Origin of the sequence: Streptacidiphilus sp. P02-A3a, assembly GCF_014084105.1 — a bacterium.
GTDB lineage: Bacteria > Actinomycetota > Actinomycetes > Streptomycetales > Streptomycetaceae > Streptacidiphilus.
Genome location: NZ_CP048289.1, coordinates 7,401,596 through 7,426,755, shown reverse-complemented (window position 1 = coordinate 7,426,755; position 25,160 = coordinate 7,401,596). Strand labels below are relative to the sequence as shown.

The 25,160-nt window shown below is 72.0% G+C and carries 23 protein-coding genes; 11 read left to right on the top strand and 12 right to left on the bottom strand.

Annotation, left to right across the window (positions count from 1 at the left end; genetic code table 11):
• Window positions 1-108 precede the first annotated feature (108 nt).
• Window positions 109-594 carry a Rieske (2Fe-2S) protein gene (locus tag GXP74_RS31145; protein WP_182454607.1) on the top strand — a complete coding sequence of 162 codons (486 nt, stop codon included), beginning with the start codon at window positions 109-111 and terminating at the stop codon, window positions 592-594.
• Window positions 595-658: 64 nt separating this feature from the next.
• Window positions 659-1,708: a nitronate monooxygenase gene (locus GXP74_RS31140; RefSeq protein ID WP_182454606.1), complete on the top strand. Its 1,050-nt coding sequence runs from the start codon at window positions 659-661 to the stop codon at window positions 1,706-1,708.
• Window positions 1,709-1,730: 22 nt separating this feature from the next.
• On the opposite strand, the gene GXP74_RS31135 is transcribed toward GXP74_RS31140, so the two are convergent.
• The gene (locus GXP74_RS31135) at window positions 1,731-2,657 is read right to left on the bottom strand and encodes an NADP-dependent oxidoreductase (RefSeq protein WP_182454605.1); all 927 of its coding nucleotides are present in this window, start codon (window positions 2,655-2,657) and stop codon (window positions 1,731-1,733) included.
• A gap of 222 nt (window positions 2,658-2,879) precedes the next feature.
• A complete protein-coding gene (pabB, locus tag GXP74_RS31130; RefSeq protein WP_182454604.1) occupies window positions 2,880-4,964 on the bottom strand; it encodes an aminodeoxychorismate synthase component I in 2,085 nt (694 codons plus the stop codon).
• Window positions 4,965-5,174: 210 nt separating this feature from the next.
• Between pabB and uvrC the strand changes: the two genes are divergently transcribed.
• From uvrC to GXP74_RS31085, 9 genes are all read left to right on the top strand, one after another.
• Complete coding sequence (uvrC, locus tag GXP74_RS31125; protein WP_182454603.1) at window positions 5,175-7,214, top strand: excinuclease ABC subunit UvrC; 2,040 nt, start codon at window positions 5,175-5,177, stop codon at window positions 7,212-7,214.
• 80 nt (window positions 7,215-7,294) lie between these two features.
• Window positions 7,295-8,125, top strand: coding sequence for an RNase adapter RapZ (gene rapZ / locus GXP74_RS31120; RefSeq protein ID WP_255528273.1), 831 nt, complete (start codon window positions 7,295-7,297; stop codon window positions 8,123-8,125).
• A 26-nt stretch (window positions 8,126-8,151) separates the two neighbouring features.
• Window positions 8,152-9,168, top strand: a complete 1,017-nt coding sequence (gene yvcK / locus GXP74_RS31115; protein ID WP_225448327.1) for a uridine diphosphate-N-acetylglucosamine-binding protein YvcK — start codon at window positions 8,152-8,154, stop codon at window positions 9,166-9,168.
• A complete protein-coding gene (whiA, locus tag GXP74_RS31110; RefSeq protein ID WP_182454601.1) occupies window positions 9,159-10,145 on the top strand; it encodes a DNA-binding protein WhiA in 987 nt (328 codons plus the stop codon). Before yvcK ends, whiA begins: the two co-directional genes overlap by 10 nt.
• 178 nt (window positions 10,146-10,323) lie before the next feature.
• Window positions 10,324-11,328 carry a type I glyceraldehyde-3-phosphate dehydrogenase gene (gap, locus tag GXP74_RS31105; RefSeq protein ID WP_182454600.1) on the top strand — a complete coding sequence of 335 codons (1,005 nt, stop codon included), beginning with the start codon at window positions 10,324-10,326 and terminating at the stop codon, window positions 11,326-11,328.
• A gap of 115 nt (window positions 11,329-11,443) precedes the next feature.
• A complete protein-coding gene (gene pgk / locus GXP74_RS41160) occupies window positions 11,444-12,649 on the top strand; it encodes a phosphoglycerate kinase (RefSeq protein ID WP_182454599.1) in 1,206 nt (401 codons plus the stop codon).
• Window positions 12,650-12,652: 3 nt separating this feature from the next.
• Entirely contained in the window at window positions 12,653-13,438 is a 786-nt protein-coding gene (gene tpiA / locus GXP74_RS41155) for a triose-phosphate isomerase (RefSeq protein WP_182454598.1), read from the top strand.
• Between the two features lie 100 nt (window positions 13,439-13,538).
• Entirely contained in the window at window positions 13,539-13,778 is a 240-nt protein-coding gene (gene secG, locus GXP74_RS31090) for a preprotein translocase subunit SecG (protein ID WP_182454597.1), read from the top strand.
• A gap of 293 nt (window positions 13,779-14,071) precedes the next feature.
• Window positions 14,072-14,359, top strand: a complete 288-nt coding sequence (locus GXP74_RS31085; protein WP_370468478.1) for an RNA polymerase-binding protein RbpA — start codon at window positions 14,072-14,074, stop codon at window positions 14,357-14,359.
• Between the two features lie 338 nt (window positions 14,360-14,697).
• Here the strand turns inward: GXP74_RS31085 and galE are convergent, their stop codons facing one another.
• The 10 genes from galE to tal all read right to left on the bottom strand — a co-directional run bounded on the left by galE (window position 14,698) and on the right by tal (window position 25,138).
• Window positions 14,698-15,696, bottom strand: coding sequence for a UDP-glucose 4-epimerase GalE (galE, locus tag GXP74_RS31080; RefSeq protein ID WP_182454595.1), 999 nt, complete (start codon window positions 15,694-15,696; stop codon window positions 14,698-14,700).
• 100 nt (window positions 15,697-15,796) lie between these two features.
• Window positions 15,797-16,702 carry an SUMF1/EgtB/PvdO family nonheme iron enzyme gene (locus GXP74_RS31075; RefSeq protein WP_225448326.1) on the bottom strand — a complete coding sequence of 302 codons (906 nt, stop codon included), beginning with the start codon at window positions 16,700-16,702 and terminating at the stop codon, window positions 15,797-15,799.
• 2 nt (window positions 16,703-16,704) lie between these two features.
• Entirely contained in the window at window positions 16,705-17,529 is an 825-nt protein-coding gene (locus GXP74_RS31070) for a sugar nucleotide-binding protein (RefSeq protein ID WP_182454594.1), read from the bottom strand.
• 41 nt (window positions 17,530-17,570) lie between these two features.
• Entirely contained in the window at window positions 17,571-17,840 is a 270-nt protein-coding gene (locus GXP74_RS31065; RefSeq protein ID WP_182454593.1) for a MoaD/ThiS family protein, read from the bottom strand.
• A complete protein-coding gene (locus tag GXP74_RS31060) occupies window positions 17,828-18,871 on the bottom strand; it encodes an NAD(P)-dependent oxidoreductase (RefSeq protein WP_182454592.1) in 1,044 nt (347 codons plus the stop codon). Before GXP74_RS31060 ends, GXP74_RS31065 begins: the two co-directional genes overlap by 13 nt.
• A 216-nt stretch (window positions 18,872-19,087) precedes the next feature.
• The gene (locus GXP74_RS31055) at window positions 19,088-20,293 is read right to left on the bottom strand and encodes a helix-turn-helix domain-containing protein (protein WP_182454591.1); all 1,206 of its coding nucleotides are present in this window, start codon (window positions 20,291-20,293) and stop codon (window positions 19,088-19,090) included.
• 231 nt (window positions 20,294-20,524) lie between these two features.
• On the bottom strand, window positions 20,525-21,307 hold the full coding sequence (gene pgl / locus GXP74_RS31050; protein WP_182454590.1) for a 6-phosphogluconolactonase: 783 nt from the start codon (window positions 21,305-21,307) through the stop codon (window positions 20,525-20,527).
• Entirely contained in the window at window positions 21,304-22,419 is a 1,116-nt protein-coding gene (opcA, locus tag GXP74_RS31045; protein ID WP_182454589.1) for a glucose-6-phosphate dehydrogenase assembly protein OpcA, read from the bottom strand. The genes pgl and opcA overlap by 4 nt, the downstream gene beginning before the upstream one ends.
• Window positions 22,416-23,987 carry a glucose-6-phosphate dehydrogenase gene (zwf, locus tag GXP74_RS31040; protein WP_225448325.1) on the bottom strand — a complete coding sequence of 524 codons (1,572 nt, stop codon included), beginning with the start codon at window positions 23,985-23,987 and terminating at the stop codon, window positions 22,416-22,418. The genes opcA and zwf overlap by 4 nt, the downstream gene beginning before the upstream one ends.
• Window positions 23,984-25,138, bottom strand: a complete 1,155-nt coding sequence (tal, locus tag GXP74_RS31035) for a transaldolase (RefSeq protein WP_182454588.1) — start codon at window positions 25,136-25,138, stop codon at window positions 23,984-23,986. Before tal ends, zwf begins: the two co-directional genes overlap by 4 nt.
• Window positions 25,139-25,160 lie beyond the last annotated feature (22 nt).

The following is a 25,160-nucleotide window of genomic DNA, read 5'->3' as shown; positions in this document are numbered from 1 at the left end:
GGCGGCACAGGTTCGCGGAATAAGGTGCACCCGGGGCCGCAACCAGCCCCGGGTGCCGGGCGTTGTGCCGGGTGCACCCCCGTCGACTGCCATGGAGTGAAGCAGACCATGTCGCACCTCAGCGCGCCCGCCAACGTCCCCGGCGACCCGGATCGTGCCGAGGGGGGCGTCGCAAGGTGCGCGGGTTGCGGCCCCTCGCGGCGCGGGGTGCTGCGCGGTGCGGCCGCCGCCGGGGTGGTCGGCGCCGCCGCGGTCGGTCTGGCCGCCTGCTCCTCCGGCTCCTCCTCGGGCTCCGCCGCCAAGGGCCCGGTGACCCTGGGCGCGAGCAGCGGCGTCCCGGTGGGCAGCGGCACGCTGTACCGCTCGCAGCAGATCGTGGTGACCCAGCCGACGGCGGGCGAGTTCAAGGCGTTCAGCGCCGTCTGCACCCACGCCGGATGCATCGTCGACGGGGTCTCCAACGGTGTGATCCAGTGCCCCTGCCACGGCAGCCAGTTCAACATCTCCAACGGCGCCGTGGTCACCGGCCCGGCGAGCAGCCCGCTCCCGGCCAAGACGGTGACCGTCACCGACGGCAAGCTGGTCGTCTCCTGACCGGTCGCCGCCGAGGGTGGCGGTCGCTCCCGAGGGGCTGACCGCCGTGTGGCACGATGCGGGTATGTCCGCAGCAGTGGCAGCACTCAGCCGACTTCCGCTCTGGCAGGCCCCGATGGCCGGTGGCGCCTCCTGTCCGGAGCTCGCCGCCGCCGTGGCCGGGGCCGGGGGCCTGGGCTTCCTGGCCGCCGGGTACAAACCGGTCGAGGCCATGCGCGCCGAGATCTCCGGGCTGCGCGGCCGGACCGGGCGGCCGTTCGGGGTGAACCTGTTCCTGCCGCAGCCGCCGCCCGCGGACCCGGCCGCCGTCGCGGACTACGCGCTGCGGCTCGCGGACGAGTCGGCCCGCTACCGGACCCCGCTCGGCGATCCGGACCGCGGTGCGGACGACGCGTACGAGGCCAAGGTGGCGGCGCTGCTGGCGGACCCGGTGCCGCTGGTCTCGTTCACCTTCGGCTGTCCCGACGCCGAGGTGCTCGCGGCCTTCGCCCGGGTGGGGACGCTCACCGTCGCCACGGTCACCACGGTCGCGGAGGCGCTGGCGGCGCACCGGGCCGGGGCGGACGGCCTGTGCGTGCAGGGGGTGGAGGCCGGTGGACACCAGGGCACCCACCGGGACGACCCCGGCACCGACGGCCGGGGGGTCGGGCTGCTGGCGCTGCTCGGCGAGATCCGCGCGGCGGTGCCGCTGCCGCTGGTCGCGGCCGGGGGCCTGATGCGCGGATCGCAGGTGGCCGCGGTACTGGCGGCCGGGGCGAGCGCGGCCCAGCTCGGGACGGCGTTCCTGGCCTGCCCCGAGTCGGGCGCCAACGCGCTGCACAAGCAGGCGCTGACCGACCCCGCGTTCGAGGGGACGGTGCTCACCCGGGCCTTCTCCGGACGACCGGCGCGCGGCCTGGTCAACCGCTTCATCGAGGACCACGGCCGGTTCGCCCCCTCGGCGTACCCGCAGGTCCACTACCTGACCTCGGGGCTGCGGCAGGCCGCCGCCCGGGCCGGGGACCCGCAGGGCATGGCGCTGTGGGCGGGCCAGGGCCACCGGCTGTCCCGCCCGCTGCCCGCCGGGCGGCTGGTGGAGCTGCTGGCGGACGAGCTGGACGCGGCCGGTGGCTGACGGGCGGCCGACCGCGTGAGCCTCAGCCCCCGGGGCGCAGCACGATCTTGCCCCGGGTGTGCCGCTTCTCCAACTCCCGGAAGGCCTCCTGGACTTCGCTGAGCGGGTAGACCGCCGCGATCGGCACCTCCAGCGTGCCCTGGTCCAGCAGCCCGGCCAGGATGCCCAGTACCTCGGCGGTGGAGGCCTCGTTGCTGCCCTCGCTCTTCACCCCGTAGGCCTCGGCGTCGGCGAAGTTGATGATGGTGTCGATCCGGTCCCGCGGCACGCCCAGCTCGATCGCCAGCTTCACGTAGTCCGCGCCGAACAGGTCGATGAAGGCGTCCACCGGACCGTCGGCGGCGGCCCGGATCCGGTCCGCCAGCCCCTCGCCGTAGGCCACCGGCAGCACCCCGTGCCCGCGGAGCCAGTCGTGGTTGTCCGCGCCCGCCACGCCGATCACCACCGCCCCGGCGTTCCTGGCCAGTTGGACGGTGAGCGAGCCGACCCCGCCCGCCGCGCCGGCCACCACGACGGTGTCCCCGGCCCGCAGCCCGACCGCCCGCACCGCCGCGTACGCGGTCGCCCCGGCGACGTACAGGGCCCCGGCGGCCTCCCAGGAGACACTGGCGGGCTTGGGCACGATCCGGTCGGCCCGGGCGAGCACCAGGTCGGCCTGGCTGGCCCGGTCGTGGGTGAACCCGAGGACTTCGTCGCCGACGGCGAACCCGCTCACCTCGGGGCCGAGTTCGACCACCACCCCGGCCAGGTCGCTGCCCTGCCCGGAGGGGAAGGTCGACGGCCAGCGCTGGTGCAGCTGGCCCCGCCGGATGCTGGACTCGCCCGGGTTGATCCCGGCCGCCCGGACCTCCACCAGGACCTGGCCGGGGCCCGGCACCGGCCGTGGCACCTCCACCACCCGCAGGACGTCCAACTCGCCGAAACGGTCGTACCTGACTGCCTGGGGCATGCTCGGCTCCTTCGGGTGGAACGGCGGACGCCGCTCCGGCGGACGGCGGGGCGGCCCACCGCCCCCCTTCCCGAGCACCGGCGCCGGGTCCGGTATTCCGGCGGGGCGGGCGCGGAGCCGGTCCGCCACTGTGCCACCTCCGCCCGGCGGCCCGGGGACGACCCGCCGAAGCCGGGGCAGCCGTCATCCCCCCAGGTCAGTGCCCCAGGCCAGCGCCGCGGGTCAGCGCAGCAGCGGCTGCGGTCGGCGGAGCGGGAACCGGGCGCCGGTGAGGGCCAGGACCGGGGCGGCCTTCACCGCCGTCTCGGCGACCTCCTCCCGCGGGTCGGACAGCGCGATCACCGCGCCGCCGACGCCGTACCGCAGCCGCCCGGGGGTGAGCACCGCGGTGCGGATCACCACGCTCAGGTCGACCGCCCCGGTCAGCGAGAAGTAGCCGATCACCCCGGAGTAGACGCCGCGCGGGCCGCCCTCCAGCCGGTCCAGCAGCCGCATGGTCCGCAGCTTCGGCGCGCCGGTCATGGACCCGGGCGGGAACGCCGCCCGGACGCACCGCACCGGCGAGGAGTCCGCCCGCAGCCGCGCCCGCACGGTACTGACCAGCTGGTGGGCCCGGGCGTAGGTCTCCACCCGGAGGATGTCCCCAGCGTCGACCGAGCCGACCTCCGCGCAGCGCCCGAGGTCGTTCCGGACCAGGTCCACGATCATCAGGTTCTCGGCCCGGTCCTTCTCGCTGGCCAGCAGCTCCGCGGCCAGCGCCCGGTCCTCCGCCTCGGTCGCGCCGCGCGGGCGGGTGCCCTTGATCGGCCTGGCCTCGGCCGTCCGGTCCGCGCCGATCCGCAGGAACCGCTCCGGGGAGGTGCTCAGCACACTGAGGCCGCCGAACTCCAGCAGCGCCGCGAACGGGGCCGGGCTGTTCCGGCGCAGCCAGCGGTAGCTCTGCCAGGGGTCGAGCTCGCAGTCCGCCTCGATCAGGTTGGTCAGGCACACCTCGTAGGTCTCGCCCGCCGCGATCTCCCGCAGGCAGGCGTCGATCAGCTCCAGGTACGCGCCGTGCTCGTGCCGCAGCCCCAGCTCGGGCACCGGCGCGGGCGGCTCGGCCGGGCGGTCCCGGCGTCCGGCGGCGGCCCGGAGCCGCTGCTCGGCCCGGTCCAGCCAGGCGCGGGCGGCGGTCTCCGCGCCGTCCTCGGCGAGCGCCAGCAGGTGGGTGCTGCCGGTGGCGTGGTCGAGCACCAGGCCGTGGTCGCTGAAGACCAGCACCGCGTCCGGGTCCTCGGAGCGGTGCGCCGGGTCCGCGCCGCACTCGGCCTTCAGCTCGTAGCCGAGGTAGCCGACCCAGCCCAGGGCGAAGCCGCAGGGCAGCTCGGGCACCTCCGTGCGGATGCCCGCCAGGTCGCGGTCCAGCCAGTCCAGGAAGCCGCCGCTGACGACCTCGGTGGCACCGTCGGCGCGGACGGTGACCGTGCCCGCGCCGACGTCGGCGGTGGCCACCCGGGCCAGCGGGCCCGCCGCGTCGCCCATCACCGAGAACCGGCCGAGCCCGGCGTCCGGACGGCTGCTGTCCAGCCAGTACGCGTGGTCGCCGCCGCGGAACAGCGCGTCGTACGCGGTCTCGTCCGACCAGCGGGTGGGCAGCGCCCGGGCCAGCACCCGCAGCCGCCGCGCCGCCGCCGGGCGCGGCCGCGGGGCCGCCGGGCCCCGGCGCGGCCCGACCGGGCGCGGCCGGACGCCGTGGCGCTCGGTCAGCGCGCGGAAGTTGGCCAGCAGCTCCCGGCCGTGGCTGCTGCCGATCGACTCCGGGTGGAACTGCACCCCCCACTGCGGGCGGTCGCGGTGCCGCAGACCCATCAGGATCCCGTCCGGGGTCCAGGCCGTCGCCTCCAGCTCGTCCGGCAGCCGGTCCACGGCCAGGGAGTGGTACCGCACCGCCGGGAACGGCGAGGGCAGCCCGGCGAACAGGCCGGTCCCGTCGTGCAGTACCGGCGAGAGCCGCCCGTGGAAGGGCTCCGGCGCCCGGTCCACCCGGCCGCCGTACAGCGCCGCGATGCCCTGGTGTCCCAGGCAGACACCGAGCACCGGCAGCCCGCCGAGCTCCAGGACCTCCCGGCAGAGGCCGAAGTCGCCCGGGCGCCGCGGGTGCCCGGGGCCGGGGGAGAGCACCACGTTGTCGAACTCCGCCAGCCGCTCCGGCCGCCAGCGGGGGTCGTCGTTCACCACGACCTCGGGCTCCCGGCCGTTGACCTCGGCCAGGTAGTGGAAGAGGTTGTAGGTGAAGGAGTCGTAGTTGTCTATCAGCAGAGTGCGCATGGTGCCTTCAATCTTCACACCATCGCCGCCGGGCTCCGCTGTCCGGAGCCGTCCGGAGCCGCCCGCCCGGTGCGGGCTTGGCCCGACGCCGTGTCGGTGCCGGGCGCTAGGGTCTCCAGTGTCTGGGTTCATCCGTTTCCAGGGGAGTACTCGCATGTCACGACCTCGTGTGCACCGGCCGGCCCCGGCGCGCCCGACGGGGGCGTCCTGATGGCCGACCCGTCCGCCTACCGGCCCGCGCCCGGGCAGATCCCGACGTCCCCGGGCGTCTACAAGTTCCGTGACGCGGACTCCCGGGTGATCTACGTCGGCAAGGCCAAGAGCCTGCGTCCGAGGCTCAGCAGCTACTTCCAGGACCTGGCGAACCTGCACCCGCGCACCCGGCAGATGGTCACCACCGCCGCCTCGGTCGAGTGGACCGTGGTCGGCACCGAGGTCGAGGCGTTGCAGCTGGAGTACAGCTGGATCAAGGAGTTCGACCCGCGCTTCAACGTGAAGTACCGGGACGACAAGAGCTACCCCTCGCTCGCGGTCACCCTGAACGAGGAGTTCCCCCGGGTCCAGGTGATGCGCGGCCCGAAGCGGCGCGGGGTGCGCTACTTCGGCCCGTACGGCCACGCCTGGGCGATCCGGGAGACGGTCGACCTGATGCTCCGGGTGTTCCCGGTGCGGACCTGCTCGGCCGGGGTGTTCAAGCGCGCCGAGCAGATCGGCCGCCCCTGCCTGCTCGGCTACATCGGCAAGTGCTCGGCGCCCTGCGTCGGCCGGATCTCGGCGGCGGACCACCGGGAGCTCGCCGAGGAGTTCTGCGACTTCATGGCCGGGCGGACCGGCACCTACCTGCGGCGCCTGGAACAGGAGATGCGGGACGCCGCCGCCGCGATGGAGTACGAGCGGGCCGGGCGGCTGCGGGACGACATCGAGGCGCTGAGGCTGGCGATGGAGAAGAACGCCGTGGTCCTCGCCGACGGCACCGACGCCGACCTGCTGGCCATCGCCGAGGACGAGCTGGAGGCCGCCGTCCAGATCTTCCACGTGCGCGGCGGCCGGGTGCGCGGCCAGCGCGGCTGGGTCACCGACCGGGTGGAGAACGTGGACACCGCCGGGCTGGTCGAGCACGCCCTGCTCCAGCTCTACGGCGAGGAGAGCGGCGAGGGGGTGCCCCGCGAGGTGCTGGTCCCGGCGCTGCCCGACCCGGTCGAGCCGCTCGCCGAGTGGCTCGCCGGGCGGCGCGGCAGCGGGGTGGACCTGCGGGTCCCGCAGCGCGGCGACAAGCGCGAGCTGATGGTGACCGTCGCCCGCAACGCCGCCCAGGCGCTGGCCCTGCACAAGACCAAGCGGGCCTCCGACCTGACCACCCGCAGCGTCGCGCTACAGGAGATCGCCGACGCGCTGGGCCTGGAGAGCGCCCCGCTGCGGATCGAGTGCTACGACATCTCGCACCTCCAGGGCCAGGACGTGGTGGCCTCGATGGTGGTCTTCGAGGACGGCCTGGTCCGCAAGAGCGAGTACCGGCGGTTCGCGATCAAGGGCTTCGAGGGGCAGGACGACGTCCGCTCCATGCACGAGGTGATCACCCGCCGGTTCCGGCACACCGAGCAGCCCAAGGAGCGGGACGAGGAGACCGGCCGCCCGCGCCGCTTCGCCTACCCGCCGCAGCTGATCGTGGTCGACGGCGGCGAGCCGCAGGTGGCCGCCGCGCAGCGGGCGCTGATGGAGCTCGGCATCACCGACGTCGCCCTGTGCGGGCTGGCCAAGCGGCTGGAGGAGGTCTGGCTGCCCGGCGAGGACGACCCGGTGGTGCTGCCCCGCAGCAGCGAGGGCCTCTACCTGCTGCAACGGGTCCGCGACGAGGCGCACCGCTTCGCGATCAGCTACCAGCGCCAGAAGCGCGCCAAGCGGCTCACCACCGGGGGGCTGGACGACGTCCCCGGGCTCGGCGAGACCCGGCGCCAGGCGCTGCTCAAGCACTTCGGGTCGGTGCGGAAACTGCGAGCCGCCACCGTCGACGAGATCTGCAAGGTCCCGGGCGTCGGGCGGCGCACGGCGGAAGCTGTTGTGGCAGCGTTGGCCTCACAGACACCCGCTGCTCCTACGGTCAACATGGCGACCGGTGAGATCCTGTCCGAGGAAAGCCGCACGGAAAACCTCACGGAGGGTGATGTCACTCGTCCGAGTGACACAGGGAAGCCGCAGACGACCGCGGGCGTTGTTTGTACTGATGCGACCGAAAGCGGGGAACAGAAGTGAGTGTGTCCGGTAGTACCGCCGGTGGTGGGGGCCCCACCGAGGCGACCGACAACGTGCCGGAGCTGGTGATCATCTCCGGCATGTCCGGGGCGGGCCGCAGCACGGCCGCGAAGTGCCTGGAGGACCTCGGCTGGTTCGTCGTCGACAACCTGCCGCCGTCGCTGATACCGACGATGGTCGAGCTCGGCGCGCGCTCCCAGGGCGCGGTGGCCCGGATAGGGGCCGTGGTGGACGTCCGCGGGCGGAGCTTCTTCGACGACCTGCTGGCCTCGCTGGAGGACCTGGAGCAGCGCGGCGTGCGGCTGCGGGTGGTCTTCCTGGAGGCCTCCGACGACGCCCTGGTGCGGCGCTTCGAGAGCGTCCGCCGTCCGCACCCGCTGCAGGGCGACGCCCGGATCGTCGACGGCATCGCCCAGGAGCGCGCGCTGCTGCGCGACCTGCGCGGCGAGGCGGACCTGGTGATCGACACCTCCAGCCTGAACGTGCACGAGCTGCGGGCCAAGATGGACGCGCAGTTCGCCGACGACCAGGAGCCGCAACTGCGGGCCACGGTCATGTCCTTCGGCTTCAAGTACGGCCTGCCGGTGGACGCCGACCTGGTGGTGGACTGCCGGTTCCTGCCGAATCCGCACTGGGTTCCGGAACTCCGGGCCCGCACCGGTACCGACGAGGAGGTCGCCCGCTACGTCTTCGACCAGCCGGGAGCCAAGGAGTTCCTGGACCAGTACGCCGATCTGTTGCGCATCGTGACCGAGGGCTACCGGCGCGAGGGCAAGCGGTATATGACACTTGCCGTAGGCTGCACCGGAGGCAAGCACCGCAGCGTCGCCATGTCGGAACGGCTCGCCAAGCGCTTGACCGCCGACGGCCTGGAGACGGTGCTGGTGCACCGGGACATGGGCCGCGAGTAGCCGCGCAGAGCAGCAAAGGGGCACGGGTGGCGTCACACATCTTGGGTGGTCGGCAGACCCGCCGCCGTCGCGAGGCCCCGAGGATCACCGCGCTGGGCGGCGGGCAGGGACTGTCCGCCACCCTGTCGGCGCTGCGCCGGCTCACCGGCGAGCTGACGGCGGTGGTCACCGTGGCCGACGACGGCGGCTCCAGCGGGCGGCTGCGCGCCGAGTTGGGGGTGCTGCCCCCGGGCGACCTGCGCAAGGCGCTGGCCGCGCTGTGCGGCGACGACGAGTGGGGCCGCACCTGGTCCGAGGTGATCCAGCACCGCTTCCAGAGCGACGGCGACCTGCACGGCCACGCGGTGGGCAACCTGCTGATCGTGGCGCTGTGGGAGAAGCTGGGCGACCCGGTGGCGGCGCTGGAGTACGTCGGGCGGCTGCTCGGCGCGCACGGCCGGGTGCTGCCGATGTCGGCGGTGCCCCTGGACATCGAGGCGACCGTCCGCGGCCTGGACCCGGCGTACCCGGACCGGGTCGACACCGTCCGCGGCCAGGCCGAAGTGGCGGTCACCCCGGGCGAGGTGGAGTCGGTGCGGCTGCTGCCGCAGGACCCTCCGGCGGTGCCGGAGGCGCTGGCGGCGGTGCTGGAGGCGGACTGGGTGGTGCTCGGCCCCGGCTCCTGGTTCACCAGCGTGCTGCCGCACCTGATGGTGCCTCAACTGCGGTCCGCACTGGTCGAGGCGCGGGGCCGAAAGGTGCTGGCGCTGAACCTGGTTGCCCAGCCGGGGGAGACCGAGGGCTTCTCGCCGCAGCGGCACCTGGAGGTCTTCCAGGAGCACGCGCCGGATCTGACCGTCGACTTCGTGCTGGCCGACCGGGAGGCGGTGGCCGACCCGGAGGCGCTGCGCGGCGCCGCCAAGCGGCTCGGAGCCGAACTCGTGCTCGACAACGTCGCGGCGCTGGACGGGATCCAGGCCACCGGGCGACACGACCCGGAGCTTCTGGCCGCCGCGTACGACCGGATCTTCAGGATGCATGGAAGGATCGCGCCATGGCGATGACGGCAGCGGTGAAGGACGAAATCAGCCGGCTCCCCGTCACCCGGGCCTGCTGCCGCAAGGCGGAGGTGTCGGCGATCCTGCGGTTCGCGGGTGGTCTGCACATTGTGAGCGGACGCATCGTGATCGAGGCGGAGCTGGACACCGGGGTCGCGGCACGACGACTGCGCAAGGATCTGCTGGAGATCTTCGGACACTCCTCGGAGCTGGTGGTGATGGCTCCCGGCGGTCTGCGGCGCGGCAGCCGGTACGTGGTGCGGGTGGTGAAGGACGGCGAACTGCTGGCCCGGCAGACGGGCCTGGTGGACGGGCGCGGACGCCCGATCCGGGGTCTCCCCCCGGCGGTGGTCTCCGGGGCGACCTGTGACGCCGAGGCGGCCTGGCGCGGGGCCTTCCTGGCGCACGGCTCGCTCACCGAGCCCGGCAGGTCCTCCTCGCTGGAGGTCACCTGCCCCGGTTCGGAGGCGGCGCTGGCCCTGGTCGGCGCGGCCCGGCGGCTGGGCATCCCGGCCAAGGCCCGCGAGGTCCGCGGGGTGGACCGGGTGGTGATCAGGGACGGCGACGCGATCGGCGCGCTGCTGACCCGGCTCGGCGCGCACGAGTCGGTGCTGGCCTGGGAGGAGCGGCGGATGCGCCGCGAGGTCCGGGCCACCGCCAACCGGCTGGCCAACTTCGACGACGCCAACCTGCGCCGCTCGGCGCGGGCGGCGGTCGCGGCCGGGGCACGGGTGCAGCGGGCACTGGAGATCCTGGGCGAGGAGGTCCCGGAGCACCTGGCGGCGGCCGGTCGGCTGCGCATGGAGCACAAGCAGGCCTCACTTGAGGAGTTGGGCTCGCTGGCGGACCCGCCGCTGACCAAGGACGCGGTGGCCGGGCGGATCCGCCGGCTGCTGGCGATGGCGGACAAGCGGGCCTCCGAACTCGGTCTGCCCAGCACCGAGCACAACCTCTCCGAGGCCGAGGAGATGGTCGCGGGCTGAGGGGTCGCAGGGCCGTGTCCGAGAGGCGTCCGAGCCGGAGCCGCGCAGCGCCGCGCGGCTCCCGGCGCGGCCTGATGTGCCCCAGGCCACGCTCGCGAGGTAGGGTTTCAAGCGGTCGGGGACATCCCATTCCAGCTCGTCGGCCCATCCGCCGACGTATCAGCGAGGAGATCGGTTCGTGACGATCCGGGTAGGCATCAACGGGTTCGGCCGCATCGGCCGCAACTTCTTCCGTGCGGTTCAGGCCCAGGGCGCGGACATCGAAATCGTCGGTGTCAACGACCTGACCGACACCAAGACCCTGGCGCACCTGCTCAAGTACGACTCGACCCTGGGGACCCTGCAGGCTGAGGTCTCCCACACCGAGGACACCATCAGCGTCGACGGCAAGAGCTTCAAGGTCACCGCTGAGCGTGACCCCTCGAAGCTGGCCTGGGGCGAGCTCGGCGCCGACATCGTGATCGAGTCGACGGGCTTCTTCACCAAGGCCGAGGCTGCGAAGCAGCACCTCGTCGGCGGTGCCAAGAAGGTCCTGATCTCGGCTCCCGCCTCCGACGAGGACATCACCATCGTCATCGGCGTGAACGACGACAAGCTCGACGTCAGCAAGCAGACCATCATCTCCAACGCCTCCTGCACCACCAACTGTGTGGCGCCGATGGCGAAGGTCGTGCACGAGGCCTTCGGCATCGTCAAGGGCATGATGACGACCGTCCACGCCTACACCAACGACCAGGTCACCCTGGACTTCCCGCACAAGGACCTGCGTCGCGCCCGCGCCGCCGCCCTGAGCATCATCCCCACCTCCACCGGTGCCGCCAAGGCCACCGCGCTGGTGCTGCCGGAGCTCAAGGGCAAGCTGGACGGCACCTCGCTGCGCGTCCCGGTGCCGACCGGCTCGATCACCGACCTGGTGGTCGACCTGGAGCGCGAGGTCACCAAGGAGGAGGTCAACGCGGCCTTCCTGAAGGCCTCGCAGGGCTCGCTCAAGGGCATCCTGTACTACAACGAGGACCCGATCGTCTCCCGTGACATCGTCAACTCGCCGTACTCCTGCATCTTCGACGCCCCGCTGACCATGGTCCAGGGCAACCAGGTGAAGATCTTCGGCTGGTACGACAACGAGTGGGGCTACTCCAACCGTCTGGTCAACCTGACCACCCTCGTCGGTGACCAGCTCTGACCAGCGCGACACAATGATGTGAGGCAGGGTCCGGACGCCAGCGTCCGGGCCCTGCCTGCGTGATCGCCGCCGACTCCGTACCCTCCCATCAAGGTCCCACCAGGAGTTCCAGACCGTGCAGACCATCGACGACCTCGACGTCGCCGGCAAGCGGGTTTTCGTCCGCGCCGACCTCAACGTGCCGCTGTCCGGCACCACCATCACCGACGACGGCCGGATCCGCGCCGTCGCCCCGACCATCGCCAAGCTGGTCGCCGCAGGCGCCAAGGTGATCGTCGCCTCGCACCTGGGCCGCCCCAAGGGCGAGCCCGACCCGCAGTACAGCCTCGCTCCGGTGGCCGTGCGCCTCGGCGAGATCCTGGACCAGGACGTCGCCTTCGCCACCGACACGGTCGGCCCGAGCGCCGAGGCCGCCGTGGCCGCGCTCGCCGACGGCCAGGTGCTGCTGCTGGAGAACCTGCGCTTCAACCCGGGCGAGACCAGCAAGGACGACGCCGAGCGCGGCGCCTTCGCGGACCGGCTGGCGACCCTCGCCGACCTCTACGTCGGTGACGGCTTCGGCGCCGTGCACCGCAAGCACGCCTCGGTCTACGACCTCCCGGCGCGGCTGCCGCACGCGGTCGGCCTGCTGATCGCGGCCGAGGTGACCGTGCTCAAGCGGCTCACCGAGGAGGTCGAGCGCCCGTACGTGGTGGTGCTCGGCGGCTCCAAGGTCTCCGACAAGCTCGGCGTGATCGACAACCTGCTCGGCAAGGCCGACCGGATCCTCATCGGCGGCGGCATGGCCTTCACCTTCCTCGCGGCCCAGGGCCACGAGGTCGGCAGCAGCCTGCTCCAGGCCGACCAGATCCCGACCGTGCTGGAGTACCTGAAGCGCGCCGAGGCCACCGGCGTGGAGTTCGTGCTCCCGGTCGACGCCGCCGTCTCGGCGACCTTCCCCGACGTCAAGGGCGGGGCCGCGGTCGACGACTTCGAGGTGGTCCCGGCGGACGCGATGCCGGCCGGGAAGATGGGCCTGGACATCGGTCCGGCCTCGGCCGTGCTGTTCGCGAGCAAGCTGGCCGACGCCAGGACGGTGTTCTGGAACGGCCCGATGGGCGTGTTCGAGCACCCGGCCTTCGCCGCCGGGACCCGGGCCGTCGCCCAGGCGCTGTCCGCGGGCGACGCCTTCTCGGTGGTCGGCGGCGGCGACTCGGCCGCGGCCGTGCGCATCCTCGGCTTCGACGAGAAGACCTTCAGCCACATCTCGACGGGTGGCGGCGCCAGCCTCGAATACCTGGAGGGCAAGACCCTCCCCGGCCTCGCCGCACTGGAGAACTGACACATGAGCACGCGTACCCCGCTGATGGCGGGCAACTGGAAGATGAACCTCAACCACCTTGAGGCCATCGCGCACACCCAGAAGCTCCACTTCTCGCTGACCGACAAGGACTACGCGGCCGTCGAGGTCGCCGTCCTGCCGCCGTTCACGGACCTGCGCTCGGTGCAGACCCTGGTCGACGGCGACAAGATGAAGATCAAGTACGGCGCGCAGGACATCTCCGCGTACGACTCCGGTGCCTACACCGGCGAGATCTCCGGCCCGATGCTGGCCAAGCTCCAGTGCACCTACGTGGCCATCGGCCACTCGGAGCGCCGCCAGTACCACGGCGAGACCGAGGCGATCATCAACGCCAAGGTCAAGGCCGCCTTCAAGTGGGGCGTGCTGCCGATCCTGTGCGTCGGCGAGGGCCTGGAGGTCCGCAAGGCCGGGAACCAGGTCGCCTACACCCTGGCCCAGCTCGACGGCGCCCTCGACGGCGTCGAGGCGGCGGACGCCGAGCGCATCGTCATCGCCTACGAGCCGGTCTGGGCGATCGGCACCGGCGAGGTGGCCACCCCCGAGGACGCGCAGGAGGTCTGCGGCGCGATCCGGGCCCGGCTCGCCGAGCTCTACGACCAGGAGCTGGCGGACAAGGTCCGGGTGCTCTACGGCGGTTCGGTCAAGGCCTCGAACGCGGCCGGGATCATGGCGAAGCCGGATGTCGACGGCGCGCTGATCGGTGGCGCGGCGCTGGACCCGGAGGAGTTCGTGAAGATCGTCCGGTATCGGAACCAGGCAGTAGGCTGACTGGCCCCGCCCGTCGTACTCTAGGGCCGGAGCAGTGGCGCCAGCCGCCGCTCCGGCCCTATCCACAGCCCCAACATCCACACAAGAGATTGGCTCCGCCGTGATCGCTGGCTTCTCGATCGCGCTGATCATCTTCAGCGCGTTGATGGTCGTCCTGGTCCTGCTCCACAAGGGCAAGGGCGGCGGTCTGTCCGACATGTTCGGTGGCGGTGTCTCCTCCACCGGTGGCGGTTCGGCCGTGGCCGAGCGCAACCTGGACCGGATCACCATCTTCGTCGGCGTCGGCTGGTTCGCCTGCATCATCATCCTGTCGCTGCTGATGAAGGCCAAGAACGGCTGAACGAGGCGCGAACGCCCATACACCCTGGGGTAGCCCGTCCGTGTGACAACTGACGGGTCGTTGCCCGGCCGCCTATCATGGTGACAGCTGTCGCCCGCAGCGGTGACGGACCGTACTCGTTGCGGTCCGTGCACTGCCGCGTGCCGCTGACGCGGGGGCGACCGGAAGACCCTGGGGACCGGGCTCTGTGCTGCGGGTGCTCCCGGGCGGCTAACGCTTCGCACCATCACACAGGGAGTCACACTGTGGCAAGTGGCAACGCTATCCGTGGCAGCAGGGTCGGTGCGGGACCCATGGGCGAGGCCGAGCGGGGCGAGTCCGCTCCCCGGCTGCGGATCTCCTTCTGGTGTGCCAACGGGCACGAGACCCGTCCCTCGTTCGCCTCCGACGCGCAACTCCCGGAGACCTGGGACTGCCAGCGCTGCGGCTTCCCGGCCGGACCGGACGAGGACAACCCCCCGGCGCCGCCGCGTACCGAGCCCTACAAGACCCACCTCGCCTACGTCCGCGAACGCCGCAGCGACGCCGACGGCGAGGCCATCCTGGCCGAAGCCCTGGCCCGGCTCCGCGGCGAGATCTGACCCCGGCGACGGCCCCGGTCCCGCGCCGCCACCCGCGCCGAACGCGGACGGCCCCGCGCCCCCGGCCGATCGGCCTTCGCGCCGTGCTGACAGGCGACTACCTCGCCGAGGCGTTGCTGGACAGCTGCGCGCGACACAGGTCTCCGACTCGGCCGAGCCGTCCTGGCTGCTCTCACCCCGAGCTGTACAGGCGCTGGACCGGCCGGTCCGGGTCGGAGGGCCCGCGTGTGCCGCGCTCCGCCGGGTGACGGAGACCGGACTACAGCTGCGTCCCGTACCGAGGTGCGGGGCTGCTTCGTGCCTCGGACCAGCCCTGGGGTGTGATGGCCGCCGGGGCTCTAGTCGGTGTCGATCACCGTATCGCGCTTGGCGTACCAGCGCAGGGAGTCACGAATGCCGTCCTCAATGGACAGCTGGGGCTTCCAGTCAAGGAGTTCCTGTGCGAGGCTGCTGCGGGTGTAGGCGCCAGCGGTGTCGCCGGGGCGCGGGCCGGTCTCGACGCAGGACAGCTTCTGACCGATCACACCCTCGAAGGCTGCGATGAGCTCTCGCACGGTGGTTCCGTCGCCGGTGCCTAGATTGATGACGCGGTAGGGGTCCGGATCAGTGACGTCGTCAAACCGGCGGACGGCGTTGACGTGCGCGCGGGCGAGGTCCCACACGTGGACGTAGTCGCGGATACCGGAGCCGTCGCGGGTCGGCCAGTTGGTTCCGGTGATGGTGAACTGCTCTCCGGCGTTGTGGACGTCGATCATCTTGCCCAGGGCATGTGTGGGCTTGCGGATCTGCAGCCCGGTGCGTAGCTGGGGGTCCGCGCCGATCGGGTTGAAGTACCGCAGCGAGATGACCTTGAGGGCGCCGGAGGCGGCGATGTCACGCAGGATCGTCTCGAAGATGGCCTTGGTGCGGGCGTAGGGGCTCAAGGCCTCGATGGCGGAGGTCTCGTCCACGGAGAAATCGCCGGGGTCGGCTCGGTAGATCGAGGCGGAGGAGCTGAAGAGCAGCCGGGGGCAGCCGTTGCGCACCAGATGGTCGATGAACTGGATGCCCTTGGCGACGTTCTCCCGGTAGTAGCCGAGCGGGTCGGCAACGGAGTCCGGTACCACGATCAGGGCGGCGCAGTCGATGACCGCGTGGATGTCCGGGTGCTCGGCGAAGATCCGGTCGATCAGGTCCCCGTCGGCGATGTCGCCCTCGTAGAAGGCGCGGTCCCGGGTGTACTCCCGACGCCCGGTGACGAGGTTGTCCAGGACGACCGTCCGGACTCCGCTGTCGTCACAGGCTGATGCGATGGTGCTGCCGATGAATCCGGCACCGCCTGCGATGAGGATCTTCACCCTGTTCCCCTGTTCGGAGTGATGTGGTCTGCTGTCCCCGCACCGTCGCGGGGTTGACCCGCGCGAGCGCCCAGGCCGGGCTGGTCGAACTCTACCGCCGTCACCAGCCAGGGAAGGAAGTTGACGTAGCGTTGGGTTGACTGGCGGCGCAGCGGAATCCGAGGCTGAAGTTGCTGTAGTGGACGTCGGCCGCGATCCTCTCCGCGCATCGGGTCTGCCAGCGGTAGTGCATCCAGCTGCCCCCGCGAATTACGCGGTAGCGTCCGGCGATGCGGGCATACAGATCGCCGTAGTCGCGAGCGGGGTCGTAGGGCAGATGAGGGCTGGCGGTCCACTCCTGCACGTTCCCGGACAGATCCGCCACCCCGAACGGGGACCGGCCGCCCGGGCATGAGCCGACCGGGGTCGTGCCGGGCAGCCCCCGGGTGGCTCGACAGCGCCCCCACCAGTCCCGCCAGCCGCTCATGTCGGTGATCGCTGCGCCGCCGGCGGTCTCAGCGGTGTTGCAGCGGGCCGGGTCCCATCCGTCGCCCCACGGCCACAGGCGTTGGCTGCCGGGTCCGCGGGCCGCGTACTCCCACTCCGCTTCGCTGGGCAATCGCAGACGCGCCCACGCGGTATAGGCGTAGGCGTCCAGCCATGCGATGTGCACCACCGGGTGCTCGGGCCGCTCAGCTGCCGTGACCTGGTTCGGACCGGCGGGGGAGCGCCAGCAGGCACCAGCGGTCTCCTCCCAGAACTGCTCGCCGTAGACCAGGCCGAAGCCGCGCTCCTCAGCGGCGGTCCGGTACCCCGTGGCCTCGGTGAACGCCGCGAACTGCATGTTGGTGACCGGATGCCGATCGATCGCGAACGCCGAGACAGCCACGGCGTGGACCGGGGCCTCGTCCTCGAACCAGGACCGCGGAAGGTGCTGGGAGGCCGCGATGAAGTCCAGGGCCTCCTCGCTGGTGCCCATCGTCAGCTCCCCGGCAGCCACCGGCACCATGTCGTGTACAGGTAGCACGACTATCTCCCCGAGCCGGTGAGGTAGCTGAGCAGGGCATGGTCCAATGGCCGGAGCCTGATGCCGGCCACCTCGGCGAGATCGCACGCCAGCAACCGCTGCTCCGGCTCAGTAGCGACCTCCTCAACGGTCGCGCGCTGCCCGGTGACGGCCACGACGGTCCGCGCGAGGTCGACCGGGGTGGTGCTGCCCGGATTGACCAGGTGGAAGACTCCGACCTGGCCGCAGACGAGCAGGTCCACGACTGCGGCGGCCACGTCAGGTGCGTACGCGGCGCTGGTGACCGTGTTGGACGACATGTGCAGCGTGCTGCCGGTGGCGTGCTGGCGGATCCTGCCGACCAGGCCGCCCGGCATGCCGTCCGCACGGTCACCGAACAGGCACGCCGTACGCACGACCAGGGGCCTGTGCGCAAGGCTCCTGACGTAGCCTTCACCGGCGGCCTTGCTGGCGGCCAGGTGCCCGTGGGGGTTGTCAGGCTGTTCCCATTCGCGCCGGGCGTGTTCGGCGGTGCGGAAGACGACGTTGCCGCTGATCTGCACGCAGAAGGCGCCGACGGCGTTCGCGGCGAACGCGCAGTTTCGGGCACCGATGGCGTTGACGGGCCACACGCGGGCCGGATCCGCCTCGCAGGAACGGGTGTCCGGCACCGCGCCCGTGTTGACCACAGCATCGGGCTGGTGAGCGGCCACCGCTGCGGTGACCTGGGCCAGATCGGTGATATCACACGCCGCGCGCGCAACACCGGTGATCTCCGTACCGGAGCGGCGTGAGGCGCACAGGGCACTGCCGAGCAGACCGGCGCTGCCGAGGACGAGGATTCGCATGCCTTCTCCGAGATAGGTGGGATTGGAGTACGGGCTGGGAGTCAGCCCCCGGCCAGTGCGGGCAGGATGACCAAGTCGACCTCCGGGCCGATCGCGGCGGACAAGCCTCCGGCCCAGCGCACGTCGTCGTCACCGATGTAGACGTTGATCCACCCGGCGATCTGCTGCCCCGAGAAGATCCGCTTGCGCAGGTCGGGGTAGTCGGCCGCGAGCCGATCGAGGATCGAACCGACGGTGTCGCCCGGGTAGGTGAAAGTGCTGCGCCCGCCGGTCGTCGGCGTCCACCCGCCCGGAACGGTCACAGTCGCCACGGTGATGGCTCCTTGTTCCACGGCTCGGTGGGAGCGCTGGTTCGGGCGGCGTGGAACCCCAGGACCCGGGTGATGCCTTCGTGCAGGCCCATGGACGGCTCGTAGCCCAGGAGCCTGCGGGCGCGGGTGATGTCGGGGCGACGACTCCAGGTGTCGTCGAACGGCTCGGAGTACGTGTAGGCGCTCCGCTCGATCGCCGGGGCCTCGGCGACGAAGCCCCCGCCGACAGCCAGGTCGCAGACCAAGCGGGCCAGGTCGTGGACGCTCACGTACTCATCGGGGTTGCCGAGGTTGACCGCCAGGTTCCCGCCGACGGGGAGGTTCGCTGCGTGGCCGAGGGCGAGCCCGATTCCGTCAACGAGGTCGCTGATGTAGCAGTACGCGCGGCGCTGCCCGCCACTGCCGCTGATGCGCAGCGGCTGGCCGGCGAAGACGGCCGTGACGAACTGCGCGATCACCCGCCGCGCCTGCGGGTAGTCGAGGCCGGGACCGTACGCGTTGAAGATCCGCACGGAGACGGTCCGGGCCGCGCTGCACGCGAACACGCTCTCGGACAGCGCCTTGGCCTTGGCGTAGTTCCAGCGGCTGACGGACGGGCTCTCGTACACCGTTAGGTCGTCCTCCGCCATCGGTTTGTCCCCGTAGTGCACGGAGTGCAGCCCGTACACATCCGACGTTGAGCTGAACAGCAGCCTGTGCTCGACGGTCAGCATGCTCGCCAGCACGGTGGCGTCGTGCAGCGCGTCGGCCTGCGAGCCCGGAGTGCGGAGGTTCTGCTGAACACCCACGATCGGCGCCGCAAGATGGACAACGACTCGGTGGCCCCTGACCAGGCGCCGCATCAGCGCCTGGTCGCCGGTGCTGCCTTCGACGACTGCGATGCCCTCCGATTCGAGGTGCTGCCGACCGTGGGCGGCATTCGCGTCACCCACCCTGTCGAGTGCGGTGACCTGGTAGCCCTGATGGTGGAGCAGCAGCGCCAGGTGGCGGCCGATGAACCCCGCTCCACCCGTGACGAGTACTTCGTCCATGAGATCTCAACCCGTCTGCAAGTCATGTTGCGACGGCTATGCGCCGTCATGACGTTCCCCCGGCGCCGCTCGCCGCTGGTGCCCGGGATCCGGGGCGGCGGGACAACGACCACGTCCTACTGTGAACGTGTGGTAACCCAAGGTGAACTGACGGGATGTACCAGTTCCGGAACTGCCCCGGCGGCGGGTGATACGGGGCGTATTACTTGCAGTCGCTCACCGCACGACGACGGACGTGCCCAGGATCGCGGCGAGCCGCCGCAGTTTCCCGAACGTGGCGCTGCCCGCGCTGGCCCTCTGTGCGATCACCCCGGGCAGCGCCTGATGCCGTGCCCACTCCGGCGCTTCCGAACAGACGTCCAACAGGGTGTCCAGGGCCGCATCGGACTGCCGTGCGTCGGCCTGTGCCAGCGCCACATCCAGCATCATCCGTCGCCGCGCCGCAGTGGTCAGCACCGAGGTGTCCCCCACCCTGGCGAAGTCCGCCAACGCCTTGCCCGGCCGCCCGGTCGACACGCTGATCCCGATCGCCTGCGCGGCAACCGTCACCGGCCCGAACGCGGTGCCGTTGACCGTGATGTCGCAACCCATCCGCGCCGCAACTGCCTGCCCCTGCTTCAGCAGGTCGTCCGCCACGTCCACGTCGTCCATCCGCGCAGCCACCACGGCCGCCAGTGTCACGTGCCACCCGTAGGTGGCCAGCGCCCCCAGGTCCCGATCACCGAACCGCGGCTCGATCGACTCGTACGAGACCCGTGCCAACTCCTGGGCCTGGTCCAGCCGCGCGTCGCGCATGTAGATCCACGACCGGCCCGACGCTGTAGAGGCGCCCCGAACCGGATCCCCGGCACGGTCCGACTGGACGTGCGCGTGCCCGATTGCGGCATAGGCCAGATCACGGCCCCCGAACTGGTTCGCAACATAGGCGGCGAGCCGGTACGCGTCAGCCAGGGCACCATGAGCCGCGCACACCTCGTGCACACCGGCCGACGACAGCGCGGCCGTCGCCTCGCGCAGCGCCGGGGCAACCAGCACTCCGGCGCGGGCATAGTTCCCTGCCCGGTAGACTTCCCACGCTGCGGCGAGACCGGCTTCGACCTCCGGCCGTCCTGGAGGCTCGACGTCAGCGCCGATCCCGGCCGACGAGTCGTGCACGGCCAGGGACAACGCCCGCAACATCGCCCGGTCGGCTGCCTGCATCGCCCGCCGGGGAGCCTGCTGACCCAGGATCACCGACACGTCCGCGTGCAGCGCCGCCGAGATCAGCAGCAAGGTCTGAAGGCTGACGTGCCCCTGGTCGTGCTCGGCCTTGCGGATGGTGTGCACCGACAGGCCCGCCTCCCCGGCAAGCTGCTCCTGCGTCTGCGGCCCGCGCAGTAGTTTGATCCGCTCGCCGGTGCTGTAGTCGCTCCACTGCCCCATCGCGCCGCCTCCGTAGCCCGCCGCCTACTACGACGCTACCGTGGCGCCGCGCTTCCGCCCAGGGAAGCCGCCCCCCAGCCTCCGGCCCCGTCTGACCACAGCGGCCGCCCGTCGCCGGACCCCCGGATGCCGGCCGACGTTGCGCCCCCGCGGCTTCGACCGCATCCGCCGCCGCCGAACGCGGACGGCCCCGCGCCCCCGGGTGGGGGTGCGGGGCCGTCCGGTGTCCGGTCAGGCGGTGGCCGGGGGGTACAGCTGGGGCGGGAGCTTCGCGGCGGCGGAGCGGTCGAGCAGCCACAGGGTGCGCTGCCGACCGTACGCGCCGGAGGCCGGGGCCTGGATCTCGCCCGGTTCGGACAGCGCCAGGGCCACTGCCTCCGCCTTGTCCTCGCCCGCCGCGAGCAGCCAGACCTCGCGGGCCGCGCGGATCGCCGGGAGCGTCAGCGAGATCCGGACCGGCGGGGGCTTGGGGGCCCCGCGCACACCGACCACGGTGAGTGAACGCTCACGGACCCCCGGGTGCTCCGGGAACAGCGAGGCCACGTGGGTGTCCGGGCCGACGCCGAGCAGCAGCACGTCGAAGGCCGGGACCCCGTCGTGCCCCCGCGGACCAGCGGCCTCGGCCAGCTCGGCGGCGTACCGCTCGGCCGCCGCCTCCGGGTTGTCGCCGTCCGGGCCGTCCGACGCGGGCATCGGGTGCACCCGCGCCGGGTCGAGCGGTACCGCGTCCAGCAGCTCGCCCCGGGCCTGGGTGGCGTTGCGCTCCGGGTCGCCCTCGGGCAGGAAGCGCTCGTCGCCCCACCACAGGTCGAGCCGGGACCAGTCCACCGCGTCCCGGGCGGGCGAGGACGCCAGCGCGGCGAGTACCGCGTTGCCGTTCCGCCCGCCGGTGAGCACCACCGAGGCGGAGCCCCGGGTGGACTGCGCGTCGACGATCCGGGTGATCAGCCGGGCCGCCGCCGCGACCGCCATCAGCTCCTTGTCGCGGTGCACGACCAGCTGCGGGGTGCTCATGACGCGTTCGGCTTCTGCCCGTCGGCGCCCTTGTCGGCGCTCTTGTCGGCGCTCTTGGGCGCGGCCTTGGGCGCGGCGGCCTTCGGCGTGGCCTTGGTCCGGGTCGGCGAGGCGACCGGGTGGGCGGGCGGCAGGGTCACCGGCTCCGCGTCGTCCGGCGCGTCGATGACCTCCCGCCTGGAGTTGATCCGGTGCAGCTTCTCGACGCCGTAGCGGACCGAGGCGGCGTAGATGTCGTCCGGGTCCAGCCGCCGCAGCTCCTCGGCGATCAGCTCGGAGGTCTCGCGGCGCTTCAGCGCCACCATCCGGTCCGGCTGCTCGGGCATGGAGAGCTTGGCCAGCAGGCCGTCGTTGCGGTCCAGGGTGACGTCGCCGCCGGCGGTCCGCAGCCGGACCCCGGTCAGTCCGGGACCCTCGCTGACGACCCGCTCCACCTTGACGTCCAGTCGGCTGGCGAGCCACAGCGCGAGCAGTTCCGCGCTGGGGTTGTACGACTCGCCCTCGACCACGGCCGACTCGACCTTGGTGTGCCGCTGGTCCAGCGCGGCCGCCAGCATCGAACGCCAGGGGGTGATCCGGGTCCAGGCCAGGTCGGTGTCGCCGGGGGCGTAGGTGACCGCCCGGGTGGCCAGCTGCTCCACCGGGGACTCGGCGGTGACCGCGTCGGTGATCCGGCGCTGGGCGAGCGCGCCCAGCGGGTCCCGGGAGGGGTTCTCCGGGGCGTTCTCCGGCCACCAGACGACGACCGGGGCGTCCGGCAGCAGCAGCGGCAGCACGACCGACTGCGCCTGGGCGGCGAGTTCGCCGTGCAGCCGCAGCAGGACCGTTTCGCCGGTGCCCGCGTCGGAGCCGACCCGGATCTCGGCGTCGAGCCGGGCCTCGGCCCGGGCCCGGGGCGAGCGCCCGGGACGGCTGATCACGGCCAGGATCCGCGAGGGGTGCTCGCGGGAGGCGTCGCCGGCGGCCTTGAGCGCGTCGTAGGCGCTGCCCTCGTCGGTGACGATGACCAGGGTCAGCACCATGCCGACGGCCCCGGCGCCGATGGAGCGGCGTGCCTCGATCAGCCCGGAGTTGATCTTGCTGGAGGTGGTGTCCGTAAGGTCGATCTTCATGGCCGGCGCCAGCTCCTACCGTCTCGTGCGAGCATCTCGTCCGCCTCGGACGGTCCCCAGGTGCCGGACTCGTACGGGGCGGGCTTGCCGTGCTTGTTCCAGTACGCCTCGATCGGGTCGAGGATCTTCCACGACTCCTCCACCTCCTGGTGGCGCGGGAAGAGGTTGGCGTCGCCGAGCAGCACGTCCAGGATGAGGCGTTCGTAGGCCTCCGGGCTGGATTCGGTGAAGGACTCGCCGTAGGCGAAGTCCATGCTGACGTCACGGACCTCCATCGAGGTGCCGGGGACCTTGGAGCCGAAGCGCATGGTCACCCCCTCGTCCGGCTGCACCCGGATGACCAGGGCGTTCTGCCCCAGCTCCTCGGTGGCGCTGGAGTCGAACGGCAGGTACGGGGCACGCTGGAAGACCACCGCGATCTCGGTGACCCGGCGGCCGAGGCGCTTGCCGGTACGCAGGTAGAACGGCACCCCGGCCCAGCGGCGGTTGTTGATCTCCAGCTTCACCGCCGCGTAGGTGTCGGTGGTGGAGTCGGGGTTGATCCCGTCCTCCTCCAGGTAGCCGGAGACCTCCTCGCCGCCCTGCCAGCCGTGCGTGTACTGGCCGCGCACGGTGTGCCGCCCCAGATCCTTCGGGATCTTGACCGCCGACAGCACCTTCAGCTTCTCGGCCACCAGCGCCTTCGGGTGGAAGGACGCGGGCTCCTCGATCGCGGTCAGCGCCATCAGCTGGAGCAGGTGGTTCTGGATCACGTCACGGGCCGAGCCGATGCCGTCGTAGTACCCGGCCCGGCCGCCGATGCCGATGTCCTCGGCCATGGTGATCTGCACGTGGTCGACGTACGAGCGGTTCCAGATCGGCTCGAACATCGAGTTGGCGAACCGCAGCGCCAGGATGTTCTGGACCGTCTCCTTGCCCAGGTAGTGGTCGATCCGGAAGACCTCGTCACGCGGGAAGACCGAGTGCACGACCGTGTTGAGCTCCTTGGCGCTCGCCAGGTCGTGGCCGAAGGGCTTCTCGATGACGGCGCGCCGCCACGAGCCCTTCGGCGGGTCGGCCAGGCCGTGCGCCTTCAGCTGCTGCACCACCTGCGGGAAGAACTTCGGCGGCACCGACAGGTAGAAGGCGAAGTTGCCGCCGGTCCCCTGCTCCTTGTCGAGCTCCTCGATGGTCTCGCGGAGCTTCTCGAAGGCGTCGTTGTCGACGAACTCGCCCTGGACGAAGCGCATGCCCTTGGCCAGCTGCGCCCAGACCTCCTCGCGGAAGGGGGTGCGCGCGTGCTCCTTGACCGAGTCGTGGACGACCTGCGCGAAGTCCTCGTCCTCCCAGTCGCGGCGGGCGAAGCCGATCAGCGAGAAGCCCGGCGGCAGCAGGCCGCGGTTGGCCAGGTCGTAGACGGCCGGCATCAGCTTCTTGCGGGACAGGTCGCCGGTGACGCCGAAGATGACCAGGCCCGAGGGCCCGGCGATGCGCGGCAGCCGCCGGTCCGCCGGATCCCGAAGCGGGTTGAGCCAGGCCAGTGGCTCGCCTGGATCGTCCTCCAGGACCGTCGAGTTGTCGTCGCTCACTGTCCCGAGCCCCCCTTCAGGGTGAACTTCTGCAGGGACGCCGAGACCGTGTCGAGGAGCTCCTTCCAGGACGCCTCGAACTTCTCCACGCCCTCGTCCTCCAGCAGCTGGACGACCTCGTCGTAGGAGATGCCGAGCCCGGCCAGCGCGTCGAGCTCGGCCTGGGCGCCCGCGTAGGAGTCACGGACGGTGTCGCCGCGGACCACGCCGTGGTCGGCGACCGCGTTCAGGGTGGCCTCGGGCATGGTGTTGACGGTGCCCGCGGCGACCAGGTCCACCACGTACATGGTGTCGTCGTAGTTCGGGTCCTTGACGCCGGTGGAGGCCCACAGCGGACGCTGCGGCTTGGCCCCGGCGGCGGCCAGCGCCTTCCAGCGGTCGCTCGCGGCGACGCTGCCGTCGACCGAGCCGAAGACCGCCTCGTAGGCCTGGTAGGCGAGTCGGGCGTTGGCGATCGCGGCCTTGCCCTTGGCGGCCGCGGCCTCCGGGGTGGCCAGCTTGTCCAGGCGCTTGTCGATCTCGGTGTCCACCCGGGACACGAAGAACGAGGCCACCGACTCGATCCCGGACAGGTCGGTGCCGGCCGCCTTGGCCCGCTCCAGACCGGTCAGGAAGGCGTCGATCACCGCGCGGTAGCGCTCCAGCGAGAAGATCAGCGTGACGTTGACGCTGATGCCCTCGCCGATGACGGTGGCGATCGCGGGCAGGCCCGCCTTGGTCGCCGGGATCTTGATCAGCGTGTTCGGCCGGTCCACCAGCCAGGCCAGCTGCCGGGCCTCGGCGATGGTCGCCTCGGTGTGGTGCGCCAGCCGCGGGTCGACCTCGATGGAGACCCGGCCGTCGCGGCCGTTGCTCGCGTCGTAGACCGGGCGCAGCACGTCGGCCGCCTCGCGGACGTCGGCGGCGGTCATCATCCGCACCGCCTCGTCCACGGTGACCCCGCGCACGGCCAGGTCGCGCAGCTGCGCGTCGTAGGCGTCGCTGCTGCCGCCGATGGCCTTCTGGAAGATGGTCGGGTTGGTGGTGACCCCGACGACGTGCTTGTCACGGACCAGGTCGGCCAGGTTGCCGGTGGTCAGGCGGGTGCGGCTGAGGTCGTCCAGCCAGATCGCCACGCCTTCGTCGCTGAGGCGCTTCAGAGCGTCAGTCATGTGGAGCTGCTCCTTCGGATGG